Source organism: Phenylobacterium sp. (assembly GCF_036501465.1).
Taxonomy (GTDB): Bacteria; Pseudomonadota; Alphaproteobacteria; order Caulobacterales; family Caulobacteraceae; genus Phenylobacterium.
The window spans coordinates 1-17,661 of the sequence record NZ_DASYAF010000186.1 but is presented as its reverse complement, the minus strand read 5'-3'; the positions used below and the strand labels follow the sequence as shown (position 1 = coordinate 17,661).

20 protein-coding genes are annotated in these 17,661 nt (G+C 71.2%); 10 read left to right on the top strand and 10 right to left on the bottom strand.

The window, feature by feature from the left end:
• Positions 1 to 2: 2 nt before the first annotated feature.
• A complete protein-coding gene (gene ilvC, locus VGL85_RS22000) occupies positions 3 to 1,022 on the top strand; it encodes a ketol-acid reductoisomerase (protein WP_331591192.1) in 1,020 nt (339 codons plus the stop codon).
• A gap of 238 nt (positions 1,023 to 1,260) precedes the next feature.
• Positions 1,261 to 2,127, top strand: coding sequence for a DUF2189 domain-containing protein (locus VGL85_RS21995; protein ID WP_331591191.1), 867 nt, complete (start codon positions 1,261 to 1,263; stop codon positions 2,125 to 2,127).
• Here the strand turns inward: VGL85_RS21995 and VGL85_RS21990 are convergent.
• The 4 genes from VGL85_RS21990 to rsgA all read right to left on the bottom strand — a co-directional run bounded on the left by VGL85_RS21990 (position 2,124) and on the right by rsgA (position 5,963).
• Complete coding sequence (locus VGL85_RS21990; protein WP_331591190.1) at positions 2,124 to 3,587, bottom strand: TIGR01777 family oxidoreductase; 1,464 nt, start codon at positions 3,585 to 3,587, stop codon at positions 2,124 to 2,126. The two genes, VGL85_RS21995 and VGL85_RS21990, sit on opposite strands and share 4 nt — an antisense overlap.
• The gene (locus tag VGL85_RS21985) at positions 3,584 to 4,249 is read right to left on the bottom strand and encodes a DUF4166 domain-containing protein (RefSeq protein WP_331591189.1); all 666 of its coding nucleotides are present in this window, start codon (positions 4,247 to 4,249) and stop codon (positions 3,584 to 3,586) included. Before VGL85_RS21985 ends, VGL85_RS21990 begins: the two co-directional genes overlap by 4 nt.
• 13 nt (positions 4,250 to 4,262) lie before the next feature.
• A complete protein-coding gene (locus VGL85_RS21980; protein ID WP_331591188.1) occupies positions 4,263 to 4,787 on the bottom strand; it encodes a GbsR/MarR family transcriptional regulator in 525 nt (174 codons plus the stop codon).
• Positions 4,788 to 4,883: 96 nt separating this feature from the next.
• Entirely contained in the window at positions 4,884 to 5,963 is a 1,080-nt protein-coding gene (rsgA, locus tag VGL85_RS21975; protein WP_331591187.1) for a ribosome small subunit-dependent GTPase A, read from the bottom strand.
• A gap of 231 nt (positions 5,964 to 6,194) precedes the next feature.
• On the opposite strand from rsgA, the gene VGL85_RS21970 reads away from it, so the two are divergent.
• The 3 genes from VGL85_RS21970 to VGL85_RS21960 all read left to right on the top strand — a co-directional run bounded on the left by VGL85_RS21970 (position 6,195) and on the right by VGL85_RS21960 (position 8,511).
• The gene (locus VGL85_RS21970) at positions 6,195 to 6,503 is read left to right on the top strand and encodes a GNAT family N-acetyltransferase (RefSeq protein WP_331591186.1); all 309 of its coding nucleotides are present in this window, start codon (positions 6,195 to 6,197) and stop codon (positions 6,501 to 6,503) included.
• 5 nt (positions 6,504 to 6,508) lie between these two features.
• Positions 6,509 to 7,393, top strand: coding sequence for a class A beta-lactamase (bla, locus tag VGL85_RS21965; protein WP_331591185.1), 885 nt, complete (start codon positions 6,509 to 6,511; stop codon positions 7,391 to 7,393).
• A 77-nt stretch (positions 7,394 to 7,470) separates the two neighbouring features.
• Positions 7,471 to 8,511 carry a hypothetical protein gene (locus VGL85_RS21960; protein ID WP_331591184.1) on the top strand — a complete coding sequence of 347 codons (1,041 nt, stop codon included), beginning with the start codon at positions 7,471 to 7,473 and terminating at the stop codon, positions 8,509 to 8,511.
• Positions 8,512 to 8,596: 85 nt separating this feature from the next.
• Here VGL85_RS21960 and VGL85_RS21955 read toward each other — a convergent pair whose 3' ends face one another.
• A complete protein-coding gene (locus VGL85_RS21955; protein WP_331591183.1) occupies positions 8,597 to 9,337 on the bottom strand; it encodes a tRNA1(Val) (adenine(37)-N6)-methyltransferase in 741 nt (246 codons plus the stop codon).
• Positions 9,338 to 9,510: 173 nt separating this feature from the next.
• On the opposite strand from VGL85_RS21955, the gene VGL85_RS21950 reads away from it, so the two are divergent.
• On the top strand, positions 9,511 to 10,479 hold the full coding sequence (locus VGL85_RS21950) for a polyprenyl synthetase family protein (protein WP_331591215.1): 969 nt from the start codon (positions 9,511 to 9,513) through the stop codon (positions 10,477 to 10,479).
• A gap of 11 nt (positions 10,480 to 10,490) precedes the next feature.
• The gene (locus VGL85_RS21945; RefSeq protein WP_331591182.1) at positions 10,491 to 10,928 is read left to right on the top strand and encodes a nuclear transport factor 2 family protein; all 438 of its coding nucleotides are present in this window, start codon (positions 10,491 to 10,493) and stop codon (positions 10,926 to 10,928) included.
• Between the two features lie 9 nt (positions 10,929 to 10,937).
• On the opposite strand, the gene fumC is transcribed toward VGL85_RS21945, so the two are convergent.
• The gene (gene fumC / locus VGL85_RS21940) at positions 10,938 to 12,329 is read right to left on the bottom strand and encodes a class II fumarate hydratase (protein ID WP_331591181.1); all 1,392 of its coding nucleotides are present in this window, start codon (positions 12,327 to 12,329) and stop codon (positions 10,938 to 10,940) included.
• Between the two features lie 116 nt (positions 12,330 to 12,445).
• On the opposite strand from fumC, the gene VGL85_RS21935 reads away from it, so the two are divergent.
• From VGL85_RS21935 to VGL85_RS21925, 3 genes are read left to right on the top strand one after another with little or no spacing between them, the layout of a single operon-like run.
• Positions 12,446 to 12,766 carry a YbjQ family protein gene (locus VGL85_RS21935; RefSeq protein ID WP_331591180.1) on the top strand — a complete coding sequence of 107 codons (321 nt, stop codon included), beginning with the start codon at positions 12,446 to 12,448 and terminating at the stop codon, positions 12,764 to 12,766.
• Complete coding sequence (locus VGL85_RS21930; protein ID WP_414695330.1) at positions 12,763 to 13,194, top strand: RusA family crossover junction endodeoxyribonuclease; 432 nt, start codon at positions 12,763 to 12,765, stop codon at positions 13,192 to 13,194. The genes VGL85_RS21935 and VGL85_RS21930 overlap by 4 nt, the downstream gene beginning before the upstream one ends.
• On the top strand, positions 13,191 to 13,388 hold the full coding sequence (locus tag VGL85_RS21925) for a DUF2007 domain-containing protein (RefSeq protein ID WP_331591178.1): 198 nt from the start codon (positions 13,191 to 13,193) through the stop codon (positions 13,386 to 13,388). Before VGL85_RS21930 ends, VGL85_RS21925 begins: the two co-directional genes overlap by 4 nt.
• A gap of 129 nt (positions 13,389 to 13,517) precedes the next feature.
• Here VGL85_RS21925 and VGL85_RS21920 read toward each other — a convergent pair whose 3' ends face one another.
• The 4 genes from VGL85_RS21920 to VGL85_RS21905 form a co-directional block, all read right to left on the bottom strand.
• Positions 13,518 to 13,805 carry a DUF1153 domain-containing protein gene (locus tag VGL85_RS21920; protein WP_331591177.1) on the bottom strand — a complete coding sequence of 96 codons (288 nt, stop codon included), beginning with the start codon at positions 13,803 to 13,805 and terminating at the stop codon, positions 13,518 to 13,520.
• 165 nt (positions 13,806 to 13,970) lie between these two features.
• Positions 13,971 to 15,320, bottom strand: coding sequence for a flagellar hook protein FlgE (locus VGL85_RS21915; RefSeq protein WP_331591175.1), 1,350 nt, complete (start codon positions 15,318 to 15,320; stop codon positions 13,971 to 13,973).
• A 113-nt stretch (positions 15,321 to 15,433) separates the two neighbouring features.
• The gene (locus tag VGL85_RS21910) at positions 15,434 to 16,186 is read right to left on the bottom strand and encodes a flagellar hook assembly protein FlgD (RefSeq protein WP_331591174.1); all 753 of its coding nucleotides are present in this window, start codon (positions 16,184 to 16,186) and stop codon (positions 15,434 to 15,436) included.
• 7 nt (positions 16,187 to 16,193) lie between these two features.
• The coding region (locus VGL85_RS21905; RefSeq protein WP_331591173.1) for a flagellar hook-length control protein FliK at positions 16,194 to 17,661 on the bottom strand (1,468 nt) is incomplete at its 5' end.

The window sequence follows — 17,661 nt, the reverse complement described above, 5'->3', positions numbered from 1 at the left end:
TCATGCGCGTCTACTATGACCGCGACGCCGACCTTTCCCGCATCCTGGACAAGAAGATCGCCATCGTAGGCTATGGCTCGCAGGGCCGGGCGCATGCGCTGAACCTCAAGGATTCCGGGGTGAAGAACGTCGCCGTGGCCCTGAAGCCCGGCTCAGCCACCGCCAAGAAGGTCGAGGCCGACGGCCTGGAGGTGATGAGCGTGGCCGAGGCCGCCAAATGGGCCGACGCGCTGATGGTGCTGGCGCCGGACGAGCTGCAGCGCGGCATCTACAACGCCGAGATCGCGCCGAACCTGAAGGATGGCGCGGCCCTGCTGTTCGCCCATGGCCTGAACGTCCATTTCAACCTGATCGAGCCGGCCGCCGGCGTCGACGTGCTGATGGTGGCGCCCAAGGGCCCCGGCCACACGGTGCGCGGCGAGTACCAGAAGGGCGGCGGCGTGCCCTGCCTGATCGCGGTGCATCAGGACGCCACCGGCGGCGCCATGGACCTGGGCCTGGCCTATGCCTCGGCGATCGGCGGCGGCCGCTCCGGCATCATCGAGACCAACTTCCGCGAGGAATGCGAGACCGACCTGTTCGGCGAGCAGGCGGTGCTGTGCGGCGGCCTCGTGGAGCTTATCCGCGCCGGCTTCGAGACCCTGGTGGAGGCCGGCTATGCCCCGGAGATGGCCTATTTCGAGTGCCTGCACGAGGTGAAGCTGATCGTCGACCTGATCTACGAGGGCGGCATCGCCAACATGAACTACTCGATCTCCAACACCGCCGAGTACGGGGAATATGTCACCGGCCCGCGCATCGTCACCGCCGAGACCAAGGCCGAGATGAAGCGGGTGCTGGAAGACATCCAGTCCGGCCGTTTCGTGCGCGATTTCATGGCCGAGAACGCGGTGGGCGCGCCCAGCTTCAAGGCCACGCGCCGCCGCGGCGCCGAGCACCAGATCGAGGAAGTCGGCCAGCGCCTGCGCGCCATGATGCCCTGGATCACCAAGAACAAGCTGGTCGACACCGCCCGCAACTGAGCGCGCACGCAGCGCCGACTCATCCCCGCGAAGGCGGGGAGCCAGACGAGGCGAAACGGATCGAACAGTTGGCTGGCGGCGTTCTTCTGAACCCAGGAGGACGCCGTTGGCGCGCCGTGCTAGGCTGCCTCCAATAGTCTGGGTTGTGGCGGTTCCGCCGCGCGACCCGCTGACCCTCTGGCCGGCGGGCCCACGACGCCACCAAGCCATCGCCCGGGCGTAAACCGGGAGGTCGCCCATGGCGCCCGAGAACCACGTCGAAAACCCCGCCGAATATGCGCTGGAGAACTTCAGCCACAACGTGTCCGCCGCCGTCCACGCCCTGACGCCGAACCCGGCGCGCCACGTCGGCCAGGCCGTGCCGCAGGTGCGCAGGATCACTGTGCAGGACCTGAAGGATTCCCTGCGGGCGGGCGTCGCCGACCTGGGCGCGCTGCGCGACGACATCCTGTTCATCGGCCTGATCTATCCGGTGGCCGGCCTGGTGCTGGCGCGGCTGGCGGCCGACTACGCCCTGCTGCCCATGGTCTTTCCGCTGGCCTCCGGCTTCGCCTTGCTGGGCCCGGTGGCCGCGATCGGCCTCTATGAGATGAGCCGCCGCCGCGAGCGGGGCGAGCACGTCACCTGGGCCGATGGCTTCAAGGTGCTGCAGTCGCCGGCCATCGGCTCGATCCTGGGGCTGGGCGCGCTGTTCCTGCTGCTGTTCGGCCTGTGGATGGCCGCGGCCTACGAGCTGAACCTGGCGCTGCTGGGCCCGGCCGCCCCGCCCACCATCCGCGCCTTCGAGCAGAACCTGTTCTGGACCCAGGCGGGCGGGACCCTGATCGCCGGCGGGATCGGCATCGGCTTCCTGTTCGCCGTCGCCGCCTTCGCCATGGGCGTGGTCTCCTTCCCGCTGATGCTGGACCGCGACGTGGACATGTGGGTGGCGATCGGGACCTCGGTGAAGGCGGTGGCGAAGAACCCCGGGATCATGGCGCTCTGGGGCCTGATCTTCGCCGGCCTGCTGGTCGCGGGCTCGATCCCCGCGCTGGTCGGCCTGGTGTTCGTCATGCCGGTGCTGGGCCACGCCTCCTGGCACCTCTATCGCAAGGTGGTCGTCTAGGCGCGCCCTGGCAGCCCGGCCGCGAACGGCCTCTCCGCCGCCGGCCGGACGTCGCGCGCCAGGGCGGTCGCCAGGTCGGGCCGGCCGAAGCGGAAGCCCAGCGCCGTCAGCCGCGCCGGCGCCGCGCGCTGGCTCGCCAGGAACATGTCGGCGAACTCGCCCAGCGCCGCGCGCAGCACCGGCGCGGGAACCGCCAGCCACTGCGGCCTGTGCAGGGCGCCGGCCAGGGCGCGGGCGAAGCCGGCCTGGGTGATGTCCTGCGGCGCGACGAGGTTCACCGGTCCTTGGAGCCGCTCTTCGTTCAGGGCGAAGTCCACCGCCGCCGTCACGTCGCTCAGGTGGATCCAGGGGAACCGCTGGCGGCCCGCGCCCATCACCACGCCCAGGCCGAACCGCGCCGGCAGGGCCAGGAGCTGCAGCGGCCCGCCCGTCCAGCTGAGCACCATGCCCAGCCGCAGCAGGGCCACGCGCACGCCGGCGGCTTCGGCCTCCAGGGCGCGGGCTTCCCACAGGCGGCAGCAGTCCGACAGGAAGCGGCCCGGCTGCGGCTGGGCGCTTTCGGTCAGCGGCGCCTCGCCCCGGTCGCCGTAGAACCCCACGGCCGAGGCGCTCAGCAGCACCCGCGGCGGGCGGGCCAGCCGTCCGATCAGGTCGACCACCGCGCCGGTCACCGCCAGGCGGCTGCCCAGCAGCCTGGCCTTGCGCGCCCGGGTCCACAGGCCGCCGATGGTGGGCGCGCCGGCCAGGTTGATCACCGCGTCGATCCGCGCCTCGGCCGGAACCTGGCCCAGGTCGTCGTAGACCAGCACCTGCGGGCCGAAGCGGGCGCGCGCCGCCAGGATGTCCCTCGCCAGGACCATCACCCGATCACCCTTCGCCCTGCGGTCCGCCACCAGGGCGGCGCCGATGAAGCCGGTGGCGCCGGTGATCAGCACCGTGCGGCCGGTGGGGCGCGCCGCGGTGGGCGCCAGGGGGATGGGCGCGCGCGCCGCAAGCCCGTCGCGCGCCGCCCAGGCCGCGGCGCCGAGGCCGATCAGGCTGATCGCCCAGGAGATCGGCCCGTGGCCCTGGACCGCGAAGCCGGTGGGGGCCCGCGCCCAGGCCAGCAGCACCGGGGCGAAGGCGGCCAGGAAAACGCCATAGAGGATCGCCATCAGGGTGTGCAGCACCCGCTCGGTGGGGGCGAGGCGGCGCGTGCGGTCCTCTTCGACGAAATCGGTGAGGGTGATCAGCGCCTCGACCGCCAGCAGCAGGGCGATCAGGCCCGCGAAGGCGCCCCGCCAGGCCAGCCACGGCAGGGTGAGGAAGACCACCGCATAGGCCGCCTCGCGCAGCGCATGCAGGCCGATCTCGCGGCGCGCCGAACTGCGCCCGGGAAGGCCGCCCAGCTCGTGATGCCAGAGGGTGTCGCTGGCCCCCATCAGGCCCTGGATGAGCAGCAGGATGAGCACGGTGGTCATGGCAGGTCTCCCGGATCGCGGAACAGGCCGGTCTGGAAGAAGGTCTCGCCGGCCAGGCGGTGGGTGAAGCGAAGGGTAAAGCGGAACCAGCCGCCGCCCTGGTCCTCGTGGACCACATGGGCGTCGCCAGGGGTGACCGGCCAGGGGATCGGCAGGCGCAGGCCGAGCAGGTTCAGGAAGTAGCCGGTCGAGCGGAAGTGCAGGGCGCCGTCCTCGACGGTCAGCGCCAGGGTCATGCCGAGGCCGCCGTGGATCACCTCCATCAGCTCGCCCTTGCGGCCGAGCACCTTGCGCGAGGTGACCTTCACCAGGCCATGGCGTTCGAAGGCGTAGGTGCGGTCCCAGACCAGGGCGCCTTTGCGGTCGGTGTGGACGTCCACCGCCACCGGCACGTCCTCGCCGGTCCACGGCGCGAGCGGCGTGCCCAGCAGGCGGCACGCCTGGGCGATCAGCCAGCCCAGCCGCGAGGCGCGGACCTGCATGGCGCCGGCGTAGCGCACCGGCGCGAGGTGGGCGGCCGGGCCGAAGCGGCGCTGCACGGCGAACGGCAGGCTCCGCCAGGCCGGGCCGCCCAGCAGGCGGTGGAAATCCACCGGCCGGCAGACCGTCGGGAGCGGTTCCCCGAGGACGATCGGGCCGGGCAGATCGAGGGCGGCGACCATGGCGGGCGCGCCTCTAGCGGGCGAGGAAGGCGGTGATCTTCGCCCCCAGGCTCAACAGCTTTCGCAGCACCGGCTGGGGCACGTCGCGCATCTGCTCGTACCAGCCGGTCAACTCCTCCATGAAGCTCTTCATGGCGACCATCTTGGCCTTCACGTCCGTCGGCGTGACCTTGTCGTTCTCGGCCTCGGCGACGCAGGCGCGCAGCATCTCCAGCGTCGGGTCGATCTCGCGCCGCTTGCGGCCCTCGACCACGGTCATCAGCATGTCCCAGGGGTCCTGCTTGGCCTCGAAGTGGTCGCGGCGGTCGCCGGGCAGGTGCAGCATGCGCACGAGCTCCCAGCCCTGCAGCTCCTTCAGGCTGGTGGAGACGTTCGAGCGCGCGATCCCCAGGAGCTCGACGATCTCCTCAGCGTTCAGCGGCCGGTCCGCCAGGTAGAGCAGGGCGTGGATCTGGGCGACCGAGCGGTTGACGCCCCAACGCTGGCCCATCTCGCCCCAGTGCAGGACGTAGCGCTGCATGACCGGCGTGAGCTGCATCACCTTCTCCAATTTCTGTAGAAACAGAAATTACAGAAATAGGCGACGCGCGCAAGCGAATTCGTGGAGACGGCGGCGGAAGCGCCGGACCGCCGTTCAGTCGTCCATCTCGCGCTTGGCCCTGGTCCGCGCCCGGCCGGCCTTGTGGACCGCCGCCCAGCGCTTGCGCTCGGCCGCCCGCGCCAGCGGGTCTTCCTGGCGAACCGCGTGCGCGAGCTCCTTGCGCAGCTTCTGGAAGCTTCGCCAGCGCGCCGCGTCGAGGGTCCCGTCGGCCAGCGCCGCCTGCACCGCGCAACCGGGCTCGCGGCCGTGCGCGCAGTCGCGGAACCGGCAAGCCTCGGCCAGCCGCTCGACCTCGGCCGTGGCGTCGGCGAACACCGCCTCGACACCCGCCTCGGCCTGCCACAGCCCCAGTTCGCGCATGCCGGGGGTGTCGAGGATCAGGGCGCCCGACGGCAGGGCGATCAGCTCGCGGTGCGTGGTGGTGTGCCGCCCGTGCGCGTCGGCCTCGCGGATCGCCGCCGTCGCCATCCGCGCCTCACCGGAGAGCGCATTGACAAGGGTCGACTTGCCGACCCCGGACGAGCCCAGCAGGACCGCGGTCCGCCCCGGCTTCAGCCACCCCGCCAGGGCCGCCAAGCCCTCGCCGTTCGCCGCCGAGACCGCCAGTACGGGCACGCCACAGGCGATGGCTTCCACCTCGGCGACCAGCGGCGCGGGGTCGGGGCAGAGGTCGGCCTTGGTGAGCAGGATCACCGGCTCGGCGCCGCTCGCGTAGGCCGTCGCCAGGTAGCGCTCCAGGCGCCGCGCATTGAGGTCGCCGTTCAGCGAGGCGGTCAGCAGGGCCACGTCGACGTTGGCGGCGACCACCTGCGCCGCCTGGCCTGTCCCGGCGGCCTGGCGCGTGAAGGCGCTCGCGCGCGGCAGCACCGCGGCGATGGTCGCCCCCTCGCCGTGCGGTTCGACGGCGACCCAGTCTCCGGTGACCGGGTAACCGCCTTCGAAGGCCTGATGGACGAAGCGGCCGGACAGCCGCCCCTCCATCTCGCCGGCCTCGCCCATCAGCCGCCAGAGGCCGCGGTGCTGGGCGGTGACGCGTGCGGGCGCGAGCCCGCGCGCCGCGTAGGGCGCGAAGTCGTGCTGGAGCGCATCGCTCCAGCCGTAGTGGGTGAGCATGTCGAGATGTCCGTGATGTGGAGGTCAGAAGCCGGTTCGGCGTCGACCGTGCGGAAATCCCGTCCGATCTGGAGAGCGGATCGCTGCCCTAGGCAGCGCGCACGACGACGCGAAGGGCTGTGGCAAGGGGTTGCATGTTCACGGCCTCCTTTTCTGCGTGTCGTCGGCGTTTGTAGACCTTGGCCTGCGGCCCCGGCTGGGTCAAGAAGAGGCCCAACCCAGGAGCGCCGCATGGCCGAGCCGATCGACGTGGTGATGAATGCGGCGACCGGCCGCTTCGAGGCGACCCTGGGCGATGACGTGGCCTTCGCCGAGTACGAACTGGAGCCCGGGGCGATCCGCCTGCCACACACGGTGGTCCCGCCGGCGTTCGAGGGCAGGGGCGTGGGCTCCGGCCTGGCCAGGGCGGCCCTGGGCTACGCCCGCGACCATGGGCTGATGGTCCGCCCGGCCTGTCCGTTCATCGCCGGCTACATCAAGAAGCACCCCGAGGTTCAGGACCTGGTGGACCCGGCCTGGCGCAAGCGGCTGGAGCTCTGAGCGGCATGGCCCTGCATCGCCGCGCCGTCCTGGCCGCCACGCCGGCGGCGCGCCTCGCCGCGCCAGCCTTCGCCCAACCGGAGGCGCCGCCGGCGCCGGCCGCCCCGTTGCTCGGCGCCTATGAGCGCGAGACGGGCGGCAAGATCGGCCTCTTCGCCGAGAACCTTGTCAGCCATGAGCGGATCGCCTGGCGCGCCGACGAGCGCTTCGTCATGTGCAGCACCTTCAAGCTGTCGCTCGCCGCCCTTGTCCTGACCCACGTCGATCGCGGCCGGGACCGGCTGGACGAGCTGATCCACTATGGCCCCGGCGACTTCGACGGCGACTGGTATGCGCCGGTGGCCCGGCAGAACCTCGCCAAGGGGTTCATGTCGGTGGGCGCGATGTGCGAGGCGGCGGTGGAGCAGAGCGACAACACCTGCGCCAACCTGTTGCTGGCGCGGATCGGCGGCCCGGCCGCCCTGACCGCCTTCTGGCGCGCGACCGGCGACGCGGTCAGCCGCCTGGACCACAACGAGCCGGTGCTGAACCGCTCGCCGCCCGGCGATCCGCACGACACCACCACGCCCCGCGCCATGGCGGGCAATGTGCGCCGCTTCCTGCTGGGCGCGGTGCTGTCGCCGGCGTCGCGTGAGCGCCTGACGGGCTGGATGATCGACTGCAAGACCGGCGACAACCGCCTGCGCGGCGGCCTGCCCAAGGCCTGGCGGATCGGCGACAAGACCGGCAACAACGGCAAGGACGCCTCCGGCGACCTCGCCCTGGCCTGGCCGAGACCCGACCGGCCAGTGGTGGTCTGCGCCTATGTCCAGGGCGGCTCACCGAGCGCCGAGCGGATCGCGGCGGTGTTCGCCGACATCGGCCGCCTGGTGGGCGAGCATCTGGCCTGATCCCGGCCGGCGTCGCCAGGTGCTTGCGCGCCGCGCCTGGGAATGGGTTAAGTCATTCGGTTCGTGAGGGAAGCTGCGTGATCCGAACCGCTGTCCGCCTGGCCGTCATGCTCGTGGCCTTGTCCGCCGCGCCTGCCCTGGCCGCGCCTGCCCTGACTGCGGACGCCCTGCCGCGCGCCGCCGACGGCCACCTGGACCTCTCCGGCGTCTGGACCAACGCCTCGGTCACCCACCTGACCCGCATGCCGGGCACGAGCGGCCTGGTGGTCAGCGCCGAAGAGGCGAAAAAGCTCGCCGCCACCAGCGCCCAGGTCCGCCGCCAGGAGAACGACGCCAAGCCGTCGAACGCCGCGGCCGGCGCGCCCGGCGAGGGCGATCCGGGCGGCTACAACGCCTACTGGCTCGATCCCGGCGCGACGCTCGGGCAGGTGAAGGGCCAGTTCCGCACCTCCTGGATCGTCGATCCGGCCGACGGCCAGCTGCCGCTGACGGCGGAAGGCAAACGCCGCGTTGCCGCCGCGGCGGCCTATGCGCGGCGCGCCGACACGCCCGCCGGCCCCGACTCCTTCGAGCCCTGGGACCGCTGCATCATCGGCTCGCGCGGCTCCGGCGGGCCGGGGATGCTCAACAACATCTACAATTCCAACTACCAGATCCTGCAGACGCCGGGCGGCGTCGCCATCGTCTCGGAGATGATCCACGACGCGCGCACCATCCCGGTGTTCGCGAGCAAGGCCGCAGCCCAGGCCGCCCACGGCCCGGCCGCCCTGCATCCGTGGCTGGGCGACTCCACCGCCTGGTGGGAGGGCGAGACCCTGGTGATCGAGACGGTCAACGTGAACGCGGAGCAGGGCCGCGCCGGGCCGATCTTCCTGACGCCGCAGGCCCGGGTCACCGAGCGGCTGACCCGCGCGTCCAAGGACCAGATCTTCTACGAGTTCGCGGTCGAGGACCCGGTCTACTATACCCGCCCCTGGCGCGCGGAGATGAGCCTCAGCGCCATCAAGGGTCCGATCTACGAATATGCCTGCCACGAGGCGAACTACGCCCTGGTGGACATCCTGAAGGGCACGCGGGCGGTGGAGAAGGCGGCGGCGGCCAGGGCCGCAGACCGCTGACCGGGAGCCAGGGACCTGGAGCCAGGGACCTAGAGCCAGGGACCTGGAGCCAGGGACCTAGAGCCAGGGACCTAGAGCCAGGGACCTAGAGCCAGGGTAGATCGGCCTCGCCGCGCAGGATGGCCTCGGCCGCGGCGGCGTGCTTGCCGCCGTCATGGTCGTGCAGCACCAGCGCCGGCAGCAGCCGCAGCGGCGCCTTGCCGGTCTTGACCGCCCGCACCAGCACCCGCTTGGCCGGCTGGTCGGCGAAGGGCTGGACCGGACGGATCTGGATCGAGCCGGCCTTGGGCGCCAGCAGCGCGAGCAGGTCGCCCAACCGGTCGGCGCGGTGGATCAGGGTGATCGTCCCGCCCTCGCGCACCGCCTTGGCGAGGAACTGGACCCAGGCGCCCAGGCCATCGTCCGCCATCCAGGCGGCGCGGCGCGCCTCGGATGGCCCGCGCAGGGCGTCCGGGTCGTCGAAGAACGGCGGATTGGCCAGGGCGGCGTCGAAAGGCGGCAGGCCGAGGCCGGAGAACCTCAGGCCGACGTCGCCCGGCGCAACCTCCACCCGGTCGGTGAGGCCGTTGAGCGCGATGTTTTCCCGCGCCAGCGACAGGGCGTGCGGGTCACGCTCGACGCCCAGGAAACGCGCGCCCGGCCGCCGCGCCGCCGCCGCGAGCAGGGCCCCGCCCGCGCCGCAGCCGGCCTCGATCACCCGTTGGCCGGCCGCTGCATCGCAGGCCGCCGCCAGCAGGGCAGCGTCCAGCCCGGCCCGGTAGCCGCGCGCAGGCTGCAGAAGCCGCACCTGGCCCCCCAGCACCCGGTCTTCGGTGGTCTCAACCATGTCCGTTCGTCGTCTTACACCGTTCCAGCAGGCCGGCGCGCTTGACCGTGCCGTATCGCGTCACCATTGTCCGACGCAACGGCGACCGGCCTCCCTCGGTCCGGCCGTCGCGCCCACGAGTTGAGGTTCGCTTGGCCGTCGCCACGCCCGTTGTAGCGGAAAGACCCCCTTCGCTGGACGCCCTGTTGGCGCTGGCGCGAACCGACATGGCCGCGGTGGACGCGCTGATCCGCCGGCATATGGACTCGCCGGTGCCGGTGATCCCGGCGCTGGCCGACCATCTGATCGCCGGCTCCGCCAAGCGCCTGCGGCCCCTGCTGACCATCGCCGCGGCGCGGATCGCCGGCGCCCGCGACGAGGCCTGCCTGAAGCTGGCCGCCGCCGTGGAGTTCATCCACACCGCGACCCTGCTGCACGACGACGTGGTCGACTCCTCCCAGCTGCGGCGCGGGCGGGTGGCGGCGCACCTGATCTGGGGCGCGCCGTCGTCGGTGCTGGTCGGCGACTTCCAGTTCGCCCGGGCGTTCGAGCTGATGGTCGGCGCAGGCTCCATGCCGGCGCTGGAGATCCTGGCCCGCGCCTCCCGGGTGATCGCCGAGGGCGAGGTGCTGCAGCTGACCCGCGCCCACGACCTGGACCTTTCCCAGGACGTCTACCTGGAGATCATCCGCGCCAAGACCGCCGAGCTGTTCGCCGCCGCCGCGGAGTCCGGGGCGGTATCCGCCGGCGCGCCGCCCGAGCGCTGCCGGGCGCTGCGCAAATATGGCCAGGACCTGGGGCTGGCGTTCCAGCTGGTCGACGACGCGCTCGACTACTCCGGCGACAGCGAGACCCTGGGCAAGAACCCCGGCGACGACTTCCGGGAAGGCAAGGCGACGCTGCCGCTGCTGCTGGTGATGGCCCGCACCGGCTCCGCCGAGCGCGATTTCTGGGTCCGCACGGTGGACCGGCGCGAGCAGACCGAGGCCGACTTCGAGCGCGCCCGCGAGCTGATGCGCCGCACCGGCGCCCTGCAGTCGACCCTGGACCTCGCCCGGTCCTATGCCGACAGCGCCAAGGCCGCGCTCGCCGACTTCGGCGCCAACCCCTGGCGCCCGGCGCTGGAAGACCTCGCCGACGTGGCAGTGTCGCGACGGGCCTAGCGCGCTTGTCCGTGGCGAGCCCCGAAACGGTTCTGCGGCGCCTGCTCGCGGGCATCGCGAACCGCGACTGGGCCGATCTGCACGCGCTCTACGCCGAGGACGCCACGGTCGACTATCCGTTCGGCCTGCCGACCCCGTCGCGGCTCGACGGGCGGGCGGCGATCCAGGCCTATTTCGCGGCGGTCTCCAAGGCGCCCCTGTCGCTGGTGGCCCGCGACATCGTCGTCCGCGCGACGGACGATCCCGAGGTGGTGGTGGTCGAATGGACCTACGACGGCGAGGTCACCACGACGGGGCGACGCTTCGAGGCGCCGAACATCCAGGTGAGCCGGGTGCGCGAGGGCCTGATCGTGGAGTCGCGCGACTACCATAACCACCTGCTGCTGGCCGCCGTCACCGGCCGGCTGGATCGGGTGGTGGCCGCGTTCGGCGAGGCGGTTCGGCCCTAGCGACAGCCGTCACCCCGGCTTGATCATGTCCTCGGGGCGCACCCAGGCGTCGAACTGCTCGTTGGTCACATAGCCGCCGCCGACGGCTTCCTCGCGCAGGGTCGTGCCGTTGGCGTGGGCGGTCTTGGCGATCTTGGCGGCCTTGTCGTAGCCGATGTGCTCCTTGAGCGAGGTGACCAGCATCAGGCTGCGTTCGAGGTTGGCCTTGATGTTGTCTTCGCGGGCCTCGATGCCGACCACCATGTTGTCGGTGAAGCTGACCGCGGCGTCGGCCAGCAGGCGGCAGGACTGCAGGAAGTTGTAGGCCATCACCGGGTTGTAGACGTTGAGCTCGAACTGGCCCTGGGAGCCGGCGAAGCCCATGGCGGTCTGGTTGCCCATGACATGGGCGCAGACCATGGTGAGCGCCTCGGCCTGGGTCGGGTTGACCTTGCCCGGCATGATCGAGGAGCCGGGCTCGTTCTCCGGCAGGGCCAGTTCGCCAAGGCCGGCGCGCGGGCCGCTTCCCAGGTAGCGGATGTCGTTGGCGATCTTGAACAGGGCCGCGGCGGTGGCGGTGAGCGCCCCGTGGCTGAACACCATGGCGTCGTGGGCGGCCAGGGCCTCGAACTTGTTGGGCGCGGTGACGAAGGGCAGGCCGGTGATGGCGGCGATCCGCTCGGCGACCTTCTCGGCGAAGCCGATGGGCGCGGTGAGCCCCGTGCCCACCGCCGTGCCGCCCTGCGCCAGCTCGTAGAGGCCGTACAGCGTCTCCTTCAGCCGCCGCGTCGACATCGCCGTCTGGTGGGCGTAGCCGCCGAACTCCTGGCCCAGCGTCAGCGGGGTGGCGTCCTGGGTATGGGTGCGGCCGATCTTGATGATGTGGTCGAAAGCCTTGGCCTTGGCCTTCAGGGCCGCGTGCAGGTGCTCCAGCGCCGGCATGACGCTTCTGGCCACCTCTTCGGCGCAGGCGATGTGCATGGCCGTGGGATAGGTGTCGTTCGACGACTGGCTCATGTTGACGTGGTCGTTGGGATGGACCGGGCTCTTGGAGCCCATCACCCCGCCCAGCATCTCGATGGCGCGGTTCGAGATCACCTCGTTGGCGTTCATGTTCGACTGGGTGCCGGAGCCGGTCTGCCAGACCACCAGCGGGAAATGGTCGTCCAGCTTGCCGTCGATCACCTCCTGGGCCGCGGCGACGATGGCCGCGCCGATCGCCGGATCCAGCTTGCCCAGCGCCATGTTGGCCTCGGCCGCGGCGCGCTTGACCACGCCCAGCGCCTTGACGATCGGCTTCGGCTGCTTTTCCCAGCCGATCTTGAAGTTCTGCAGCGACCGCTGGGTCTGGGCGCCCCAGTACCGGTCGGCCGGGACCTCGATCGGGCCGAAGGTGTCGGTTTCGGTGCGGGTGGCGGTCATCGGGGCGTCCCAGGCTTGCGATGCGGCGGGTCTAGCTCCGAGCGGGCCAAGCGGCAACGGTTGGCGCGGGCTTCGGGCCAACGGTATAGGTGGCGTCTCAATCGGGAGCCGAACCCATGCTCGTGTCCACCACCAACGACGTCGCCGGGTACAAGGTCTTGAGCCACATCGGCCTGGTCAGGGGCGTGACCGTCCGCTCGCGCAGCGTGATCGGCACCTTCGCCGGCGGCATCCAGTCGATCTTCGGCGGCAACCTGACCATCTACACCGACCTGGCCGACCACGCCCGCCAGGAGGCCTATGACCTGATGGTGCAGCACGCCCAGCGGGCGGGCGCCGACGCGGTCATCGGCATGCGCTACGACGCCAACGAGATCATGGAAGGCATCACCGAGGTCCTGGCCTATGGCACGGCGGTGAAGGTCGAGCGGGTCTGACGGCTTCTCCGGGAATTCGCGGCGTGGACGCGGCCTGGACCCAGCACGGCAAGGTCCGCGCCCGCGAGGCGGGCGGCGTGCTGGAGGTGGAGGTCGACGGCCTGACCACCCAGGCCAAGTACTACAAGCCGCTGATCTACGAGTTCTTCCGCAAGGTCTGGCGCGGGTCGCGGCCCAGCTGGGGCGAATTTTCGGTGGAGATCCGCATGGACTATGTGGGCGATCCGCCCTGGCTCGACCTCGACAACCTGGCCAAGGCGATCCTGGACGCCATCAAGGGCTACGCCTTCCACGACGACGCCCAGGTGGCGCGCCTGCTGGTCGAGCGCGCGCCCGGCGACCGCGAGCGGATCTGCGTCACGGTGCGGCGGCTGGAGGGGGAGGGCCGGGTCGCGCCGGGCTTCCGGGCGAGCGAGGTGCGGTCTTGATCGAGCTTCTGAAAACCACCGATCCGGTGCGGCTCAGCTATTTCAAGAGCCTGCTCACCGAGGCCGGGTTGCATCCGGTGCTGGTGGAGGCCTCGGCCTATCCGGGCGTCCTGCCGGCGCGCCTGCAGATCCCCGACGACGAGGCGGCCCAGGCGCGGCGGATCATCGATGACGTCGAGCGCGACCTCGGCTGAACCCTAATTGGGCTGAGCCCTGGACTGCACGCGGCTTAGGCCGAACGCCCAAAGCGAAACGGCCGCGCCCCTGTGGCCAGGGCGCGGCCGCGACGAGCTGTAGCCATTCCCGGGGGAACGGGGAGGGGCTCAGCGGTACTGCTGTAGACGCGTGGTCCGCAGACCCGCCAGGCCGTGGCGGTCGATCGACCGCTGCCAGGCCAGGAACTCTTCCGAGGTCAGCCGGTAGCGCTCGAGGGCGTCCTCGAGCGTCAGCAGGCCGCCGCGCACGGCGGCGACGACTTCGGCCTTGCGGCGGATGACCCACCGGCCGGTTTCCGCCGGCGGCAGATCCCTCAGCGTCAACGGCGCGCCCGTGGGCCCGATAACATAGGCCTCCCCACGGCTGTTCGTGCGCGTCTGCTGTTGCTGCAACATGGCTTTACGCCTTTCCCACCATCACTGTTGATGAGAGTAATACGACGCGGCTACTAACAGCCGCTGAATCGTATTAGTGAACGAAGGCATAATCATTCGAGGCTCCGTGTATTAATTCGGCACAATGTGGATTTCAGACTTAGTTAAGCTGTATTAAGACTACGGCTACCTGATGATGTTGATCAGTTCGTCCAGCATGGTGTCGGCCGTCGTGATGATCTTCGAGGAGGCCGAGTAGGCCTTCTGCGTGGTGATCAGGCCGGTGAACTCCGTCGACAGGTCGACGGTGGAGGCTTCCAGGCTGGAGGGGTCGATCTTCCCCGCGCCACCGGTGCCCGCCGCCTTCAGCGTCATGGTGCCGGAGGCCAGGGTGGCGCCGTAGGCGTTGCCGCTGAGCGGCTGCAGGCCGTCGGCGTTGGGGAAGGTGGCGATGGCCACCTGGGCGATCTTGCGCACCTGGCTGTTGTCGAACAGGGCCGAGACCACGCCGTCGGTCCCGACCTGGACGCCGACGATGTTGCCGGCGCTGGCGCCGTCCGAACTCACCTGGTTCACGGTGGACGGCGCGGCGAGCTGGCCGAGCTGCGACAGGTCGATGTTAACCGACGAGGCTCCGATCCCCAGGCTCGTTCCCCAGGCCGGCGACGCGCCGCCCGAAGCGGCCAGGGCCAGGGTGGTCGGCAAGGTGGTGGAGGCCGTGTTGATCGTGCCGTCGGTGTTGAACACGATCTTGCCGGAGAGCGTCGGGGTGCCCGCCGCGGTGGTCACATCGCTGGCCGGGACCGCATAGACTTCCGCGTTCCAGGTGTTGGGCGTGCTGGTCTTCTCCATCGCCAGGGCGAACTTGTGCACCCCGCCCACGGAGTCGATGACGCTGAATTCCACCGGCGGCGCGTCGGGCGCGGTGCCGGAGGCGCCGTTGCTGTTGGCGTAGGCGGCCATGGAGCCGGTGGTCAGGTTGTAGCTCCCCGCGCCTGCCCCCAGCGGGGTGGTCTGGTCGACGTTGGCGCTGATGGCGACGTTGCCGGTCTGCTCGACCGCGGCGCCCAGGTTCTTGACGTTGATCGGCTGCAGCTTGCTGAGGTCCGAGGGGTCGGTGTCGAAAGAGCCGTTGGCCTGCACTGGCCAGCCCATCAGGTAGAGGCCGGCGTCGTTCACCAGGAAGCCGTTGGCGTCCGGCTCGAAGGCGCCGGCGCGGGTGAATTCGGACGGCGTGGCGGTGGACGAGTTCGCGGCCACGAAGAAGCCGTCCCCGCTGATCGCCAGGTCGGTCGAGGACGTCGCGCCCTGGATCAGGCCCTGGGTCGACACGAACTGCTGGACCTTGCCCTGCACGCCGCCGGCGGAATAGTCGCCAGTCACGGCCTGGGAGGTGACCATGGTCGAGAAGTCGACGCCGTTGCGCTTGTAGGCGGTGGTGTTGACGTTGGCGATGTTGTCGGAGATCGCCGCCAGCGCCGAGGAGTTGGCCGTCAGGCCAGAGACGCCGGCGAGCAGTGCGGAATTGATGCTCATGGTTCTATCCGTTCTTTCCTAGAGGGCCCGCCTGCTGCGGGGAGGTGCGGGCCACTAGGCCGATGCGGGGACAGCCTTTTGCCGTCCGGTTGATGGGAGGGGCGGGAGACGGCTCATGAGCCGCTCGCGCTGCTTGTGGGCGGGGTCGTCGTGGTGCTGGCGACCTGGTTGATGCTGACGATGTTCGACCACGGCACCTGGGAGCCGTTGATCGTGAGGAAGGTCGAGCCGTTGCTCTGGGTGACCCCGGTGACCACGCCCGACTGGTAGTTGGTGGTGGCGAGTGTGTTGCCGCCGGAGTCGGTGGCGGTGACCTTCAGGGTGTAGGTCCCCCCGTCGGGAAGCTGGCTGCCGGCCAGGTTCTTGCCGTTCCAGGAGAAGGCGTGGTCGCCGGAGCCCATGTCGGTGGGCGCCACGGAATTGACGATCGTGCCGTTGGCGTCGACCACCTGGACCTTCAGGTCGGCCACGCCGGCCGGCAGATTGTAGGTCCACTGGGCCTGGCCGCCGGTCAGGTTGGCGGTGTCGCTGGTCGCCTTGACCTGCTTGCCGATCAGGCTGACCGCCGTGGAGACCCCGCCGGAGGTGTTGTTCACCAGCTGCTGCAGCAGGCTGTTGGTGTTGAGCTGCTGCTCGACGCCGGTCATCTGCACGAGCTGCTGGGTGAACTGGTTGGAATCCAGCGGCGCGGTCGGGTCCTGGTTCTGCAGCTGGGTGGTGAGCAGGGTCAGGAAGGTCGTGAAGTTGCTGGTCAGGCTGTCGAGGCCGGCCAGGGTGTTGGTGTTCGTCGTCCCGCCGGACGTCGACGTCGATGGCGTCGTCGTCGGCGGAGGCGTCGTCGTCACGGGGGCGGTCGTGGTGGTCATGAGAGCCTCAGATCCGGATGTCGACGCCGGAGCGCGTTGAGCGTTGCGGGGCGAGCTGCGGGGCGAGCGCGGCGTCGGAGTTGTCGATGGCGGCCTGGAAGGCGCGGCCGCGGAACACCGCGCCGCCGTTGTCCTGCTGCTGCTGGGCCTGGCCGCCCTGGCCGCCGCCATTGGCGACGTCGAAGGACATGCCGCCCGAAAGGTCGAAGCCCTGCTGCTCCAGCTGCTGCTGAAGCTCGCCGGCGCGGGCCTTCAGCTCGGCGGCCGCCTGCGGGGTGTCGAAGGACATCGAGGCGCTCATCTTGCCGTCCGCGCCGATGGTCATCTTGACGTCGACCTTGCCCAGGCCGGCGGGGGTCAGCTGCAGGTCGAACTGGGTCGAGCGGCTGTTGAGGTTCTTGACGATCTGGGCGGCGAGGTTGGCCACGGTCTCGGGCGAGCCGCGCACGACATTGGCGGCCGCCTCGGCGAGCGCGTTCGGGTTGGTGGCGTTCGCCGCCGCGGCGTTCGGGTCGGTGACGCCGGGCGCGGGGGCCTGCGGGTCGCTCGTCGGGTCGGCGGCGATCGTGGCGGCGTCGGCGCCCTGGGCGTCGGCCGCCGGGCCGCCGCCGCCCTTGGCGGCCTGGGCGGCCTGGGCGACCAGCACGTCCTTGTCGGCGGCGTTCAGCTGGGCGGCGGTGTCGGCCAGGTTCTGCACCGCGTCGGCCGCCTTGGCCGAGGCGCCGGGGCTCGCCGCGCCGGCGGTCCCACTGGAACTGGTCGAGCCGGTCGAACCGGTCGCGCTCTTGGTGAGGTCCACGCGGGCGCCGCGCGGCGCCGGCGCCTTGGGCGTGGTGTCGGCCGGCTGGGCCTGTTGCGCCTGGATCTGTTGCGCCTGGGCCTGTTGCGCCTGGGTCTGGGCCGCCGTGGGCTGGGCCTGGACCTGGGGCTGCTGTGGGGTTTGGGCCGCGCCCTGGGCCGGCGCCGGGGTCTGGGCCTGCGCCTGGGCGGCGGTCGTCGACGTCGGTGTGGCAGGCAAGCTGACGGCGGTCGGCTTGCCGGTAACCGCGCTCGCCGTGGCGTTGGCGTCCTCGGCCTCGTCAGCCGCCGCGCTGGCGGCCTGCTGCGCCCCGGCCGCCTTGGCCTGGCCCGCGGCGTCCGTCGCCGCGCCGGTCTGGGCCAGGGCGAAGGGGGTGGCGGCGGTCGTCTGGCCGGCCGGTGAGCCCGTCGCGCCGCCCGCCTGGCCGGTGGCGCCGGTCGTGGTCGCGGGCGCCGCCTGCACGGGAACCTGGACGCTGACGGCGGCCAAGGCGGTGACGGCCGGGGTCGCCGCGGCGTTCGGGTCGGTGGTGGCGGTCTTGGCGTCCTTGGACGAGTCCTTGGTCTTGTCGTCGTCGGAGGCGGTCTTGGCCTGACCGGTCGTGGCCTTGCCGGCGGTGTTGGCGGGGCTCGCCGCACCGTCGCTCGCCTGGGTTTCCGCCGCCCGCAGCGCCGCC

Bases quoted from the DNA above. Each gene is read 5' to 3' on its own strand.
- ilvC (WP_331591192.1), top strand. From the start codon at position 3: ATGCGCGTCTACTATGACCGCGACGCCGACCTTTCCCGCATCCTGGAC.
- VGL85_RS21995 (WP_331591191.1), top strand. From the start codon at position 1,261: ATGGCGCCCGAGAACCACGTCGAAAACCCCGCCGAATATGCGCTGGAG.
- VGL85_RS21990 (WP_331591190.1), bottom strand. From the start codon at position 3,587: ATGACCACCGTGCTCATCCTGCTGCTCATCCAGGGCCTGATGGGGGCC.
- VGL85_RS21985 (WP_331591189.1), bottom strand. From the start codon at position 4,249: ATGGTCGCCGCCCTCGATCTGCCCGGCCCGATCGTCCTCGGGGAACCG.
- VGL85_RS21980 (WP_331591188.1), bottom strand. From the start codon at position 4,787: ATGCAGCTCACGCCGGTCATGCAGCGCTACGTCCTGCACTGGGGCGAG.
- rsgA (WP_331591187.1), bottom strand. From the start codon at position 5,963: ATGCTCACCCACTACGGCTGGAGCGATGCGCTCCAGCACGACTTCGCG.
- VGL85_RS21970 (WP_331591186.1), top strand. From the start codon at position 6,195: ATGGCCGAGCCGATCGACGTGGTGATGAATGCGGCGACCGGCCGCTTC.
- bla (WP_331591185.1), top strand. From the start codon at position 6,509: ATGGCCCTGCATCGCCGCGCCGTCCTGGCCGCCACGCCGGCGGCGCGC.
- VGL85_RS21955 (WP_331591183.1), bottom strand. From the start codon at position 9,337: ATGGTTGAGACCACCGAAGACCGGGTGCTGGGGGGCCAGGTGCGGCTT.
- fumC (WP_331591181.1), bottom strand. From the start codon at position 12,329: ATGACCGCCACCCGCACCGAAACCGACACCTTCGGCCCGATCGAGGTC.
- VGL85_RS21935 (WP_331591180.1), top strand. From the start codon at position 12,446: ATGCTCGTGTCCACCACCAACGACGTCGCCGGGTACAAGGTCTTGAGC.
- VGL85_RS21920 (WP_331591177.1), bottom strand. From the start codon at position 13,805: ATGTTGCAGCAACAGCAGACGCGCACGAACAGCCGTGGGGAGGCCTAT.
- VGL85_RS21915 (WP_331591175.1), bottom strand. From the start codon at position 15,320: ATGAGCATCAATTCCGCACTGCTCGCCGGCGTCTCTGGCCTGACGGCC.
- VGL85_RS21910 (WP_331591174.1), bottom strand. From the start codon at position 16,186: ATGACCACCACGACCGCCCCCGTGACGACGACGCCTCCGCCGACGACG.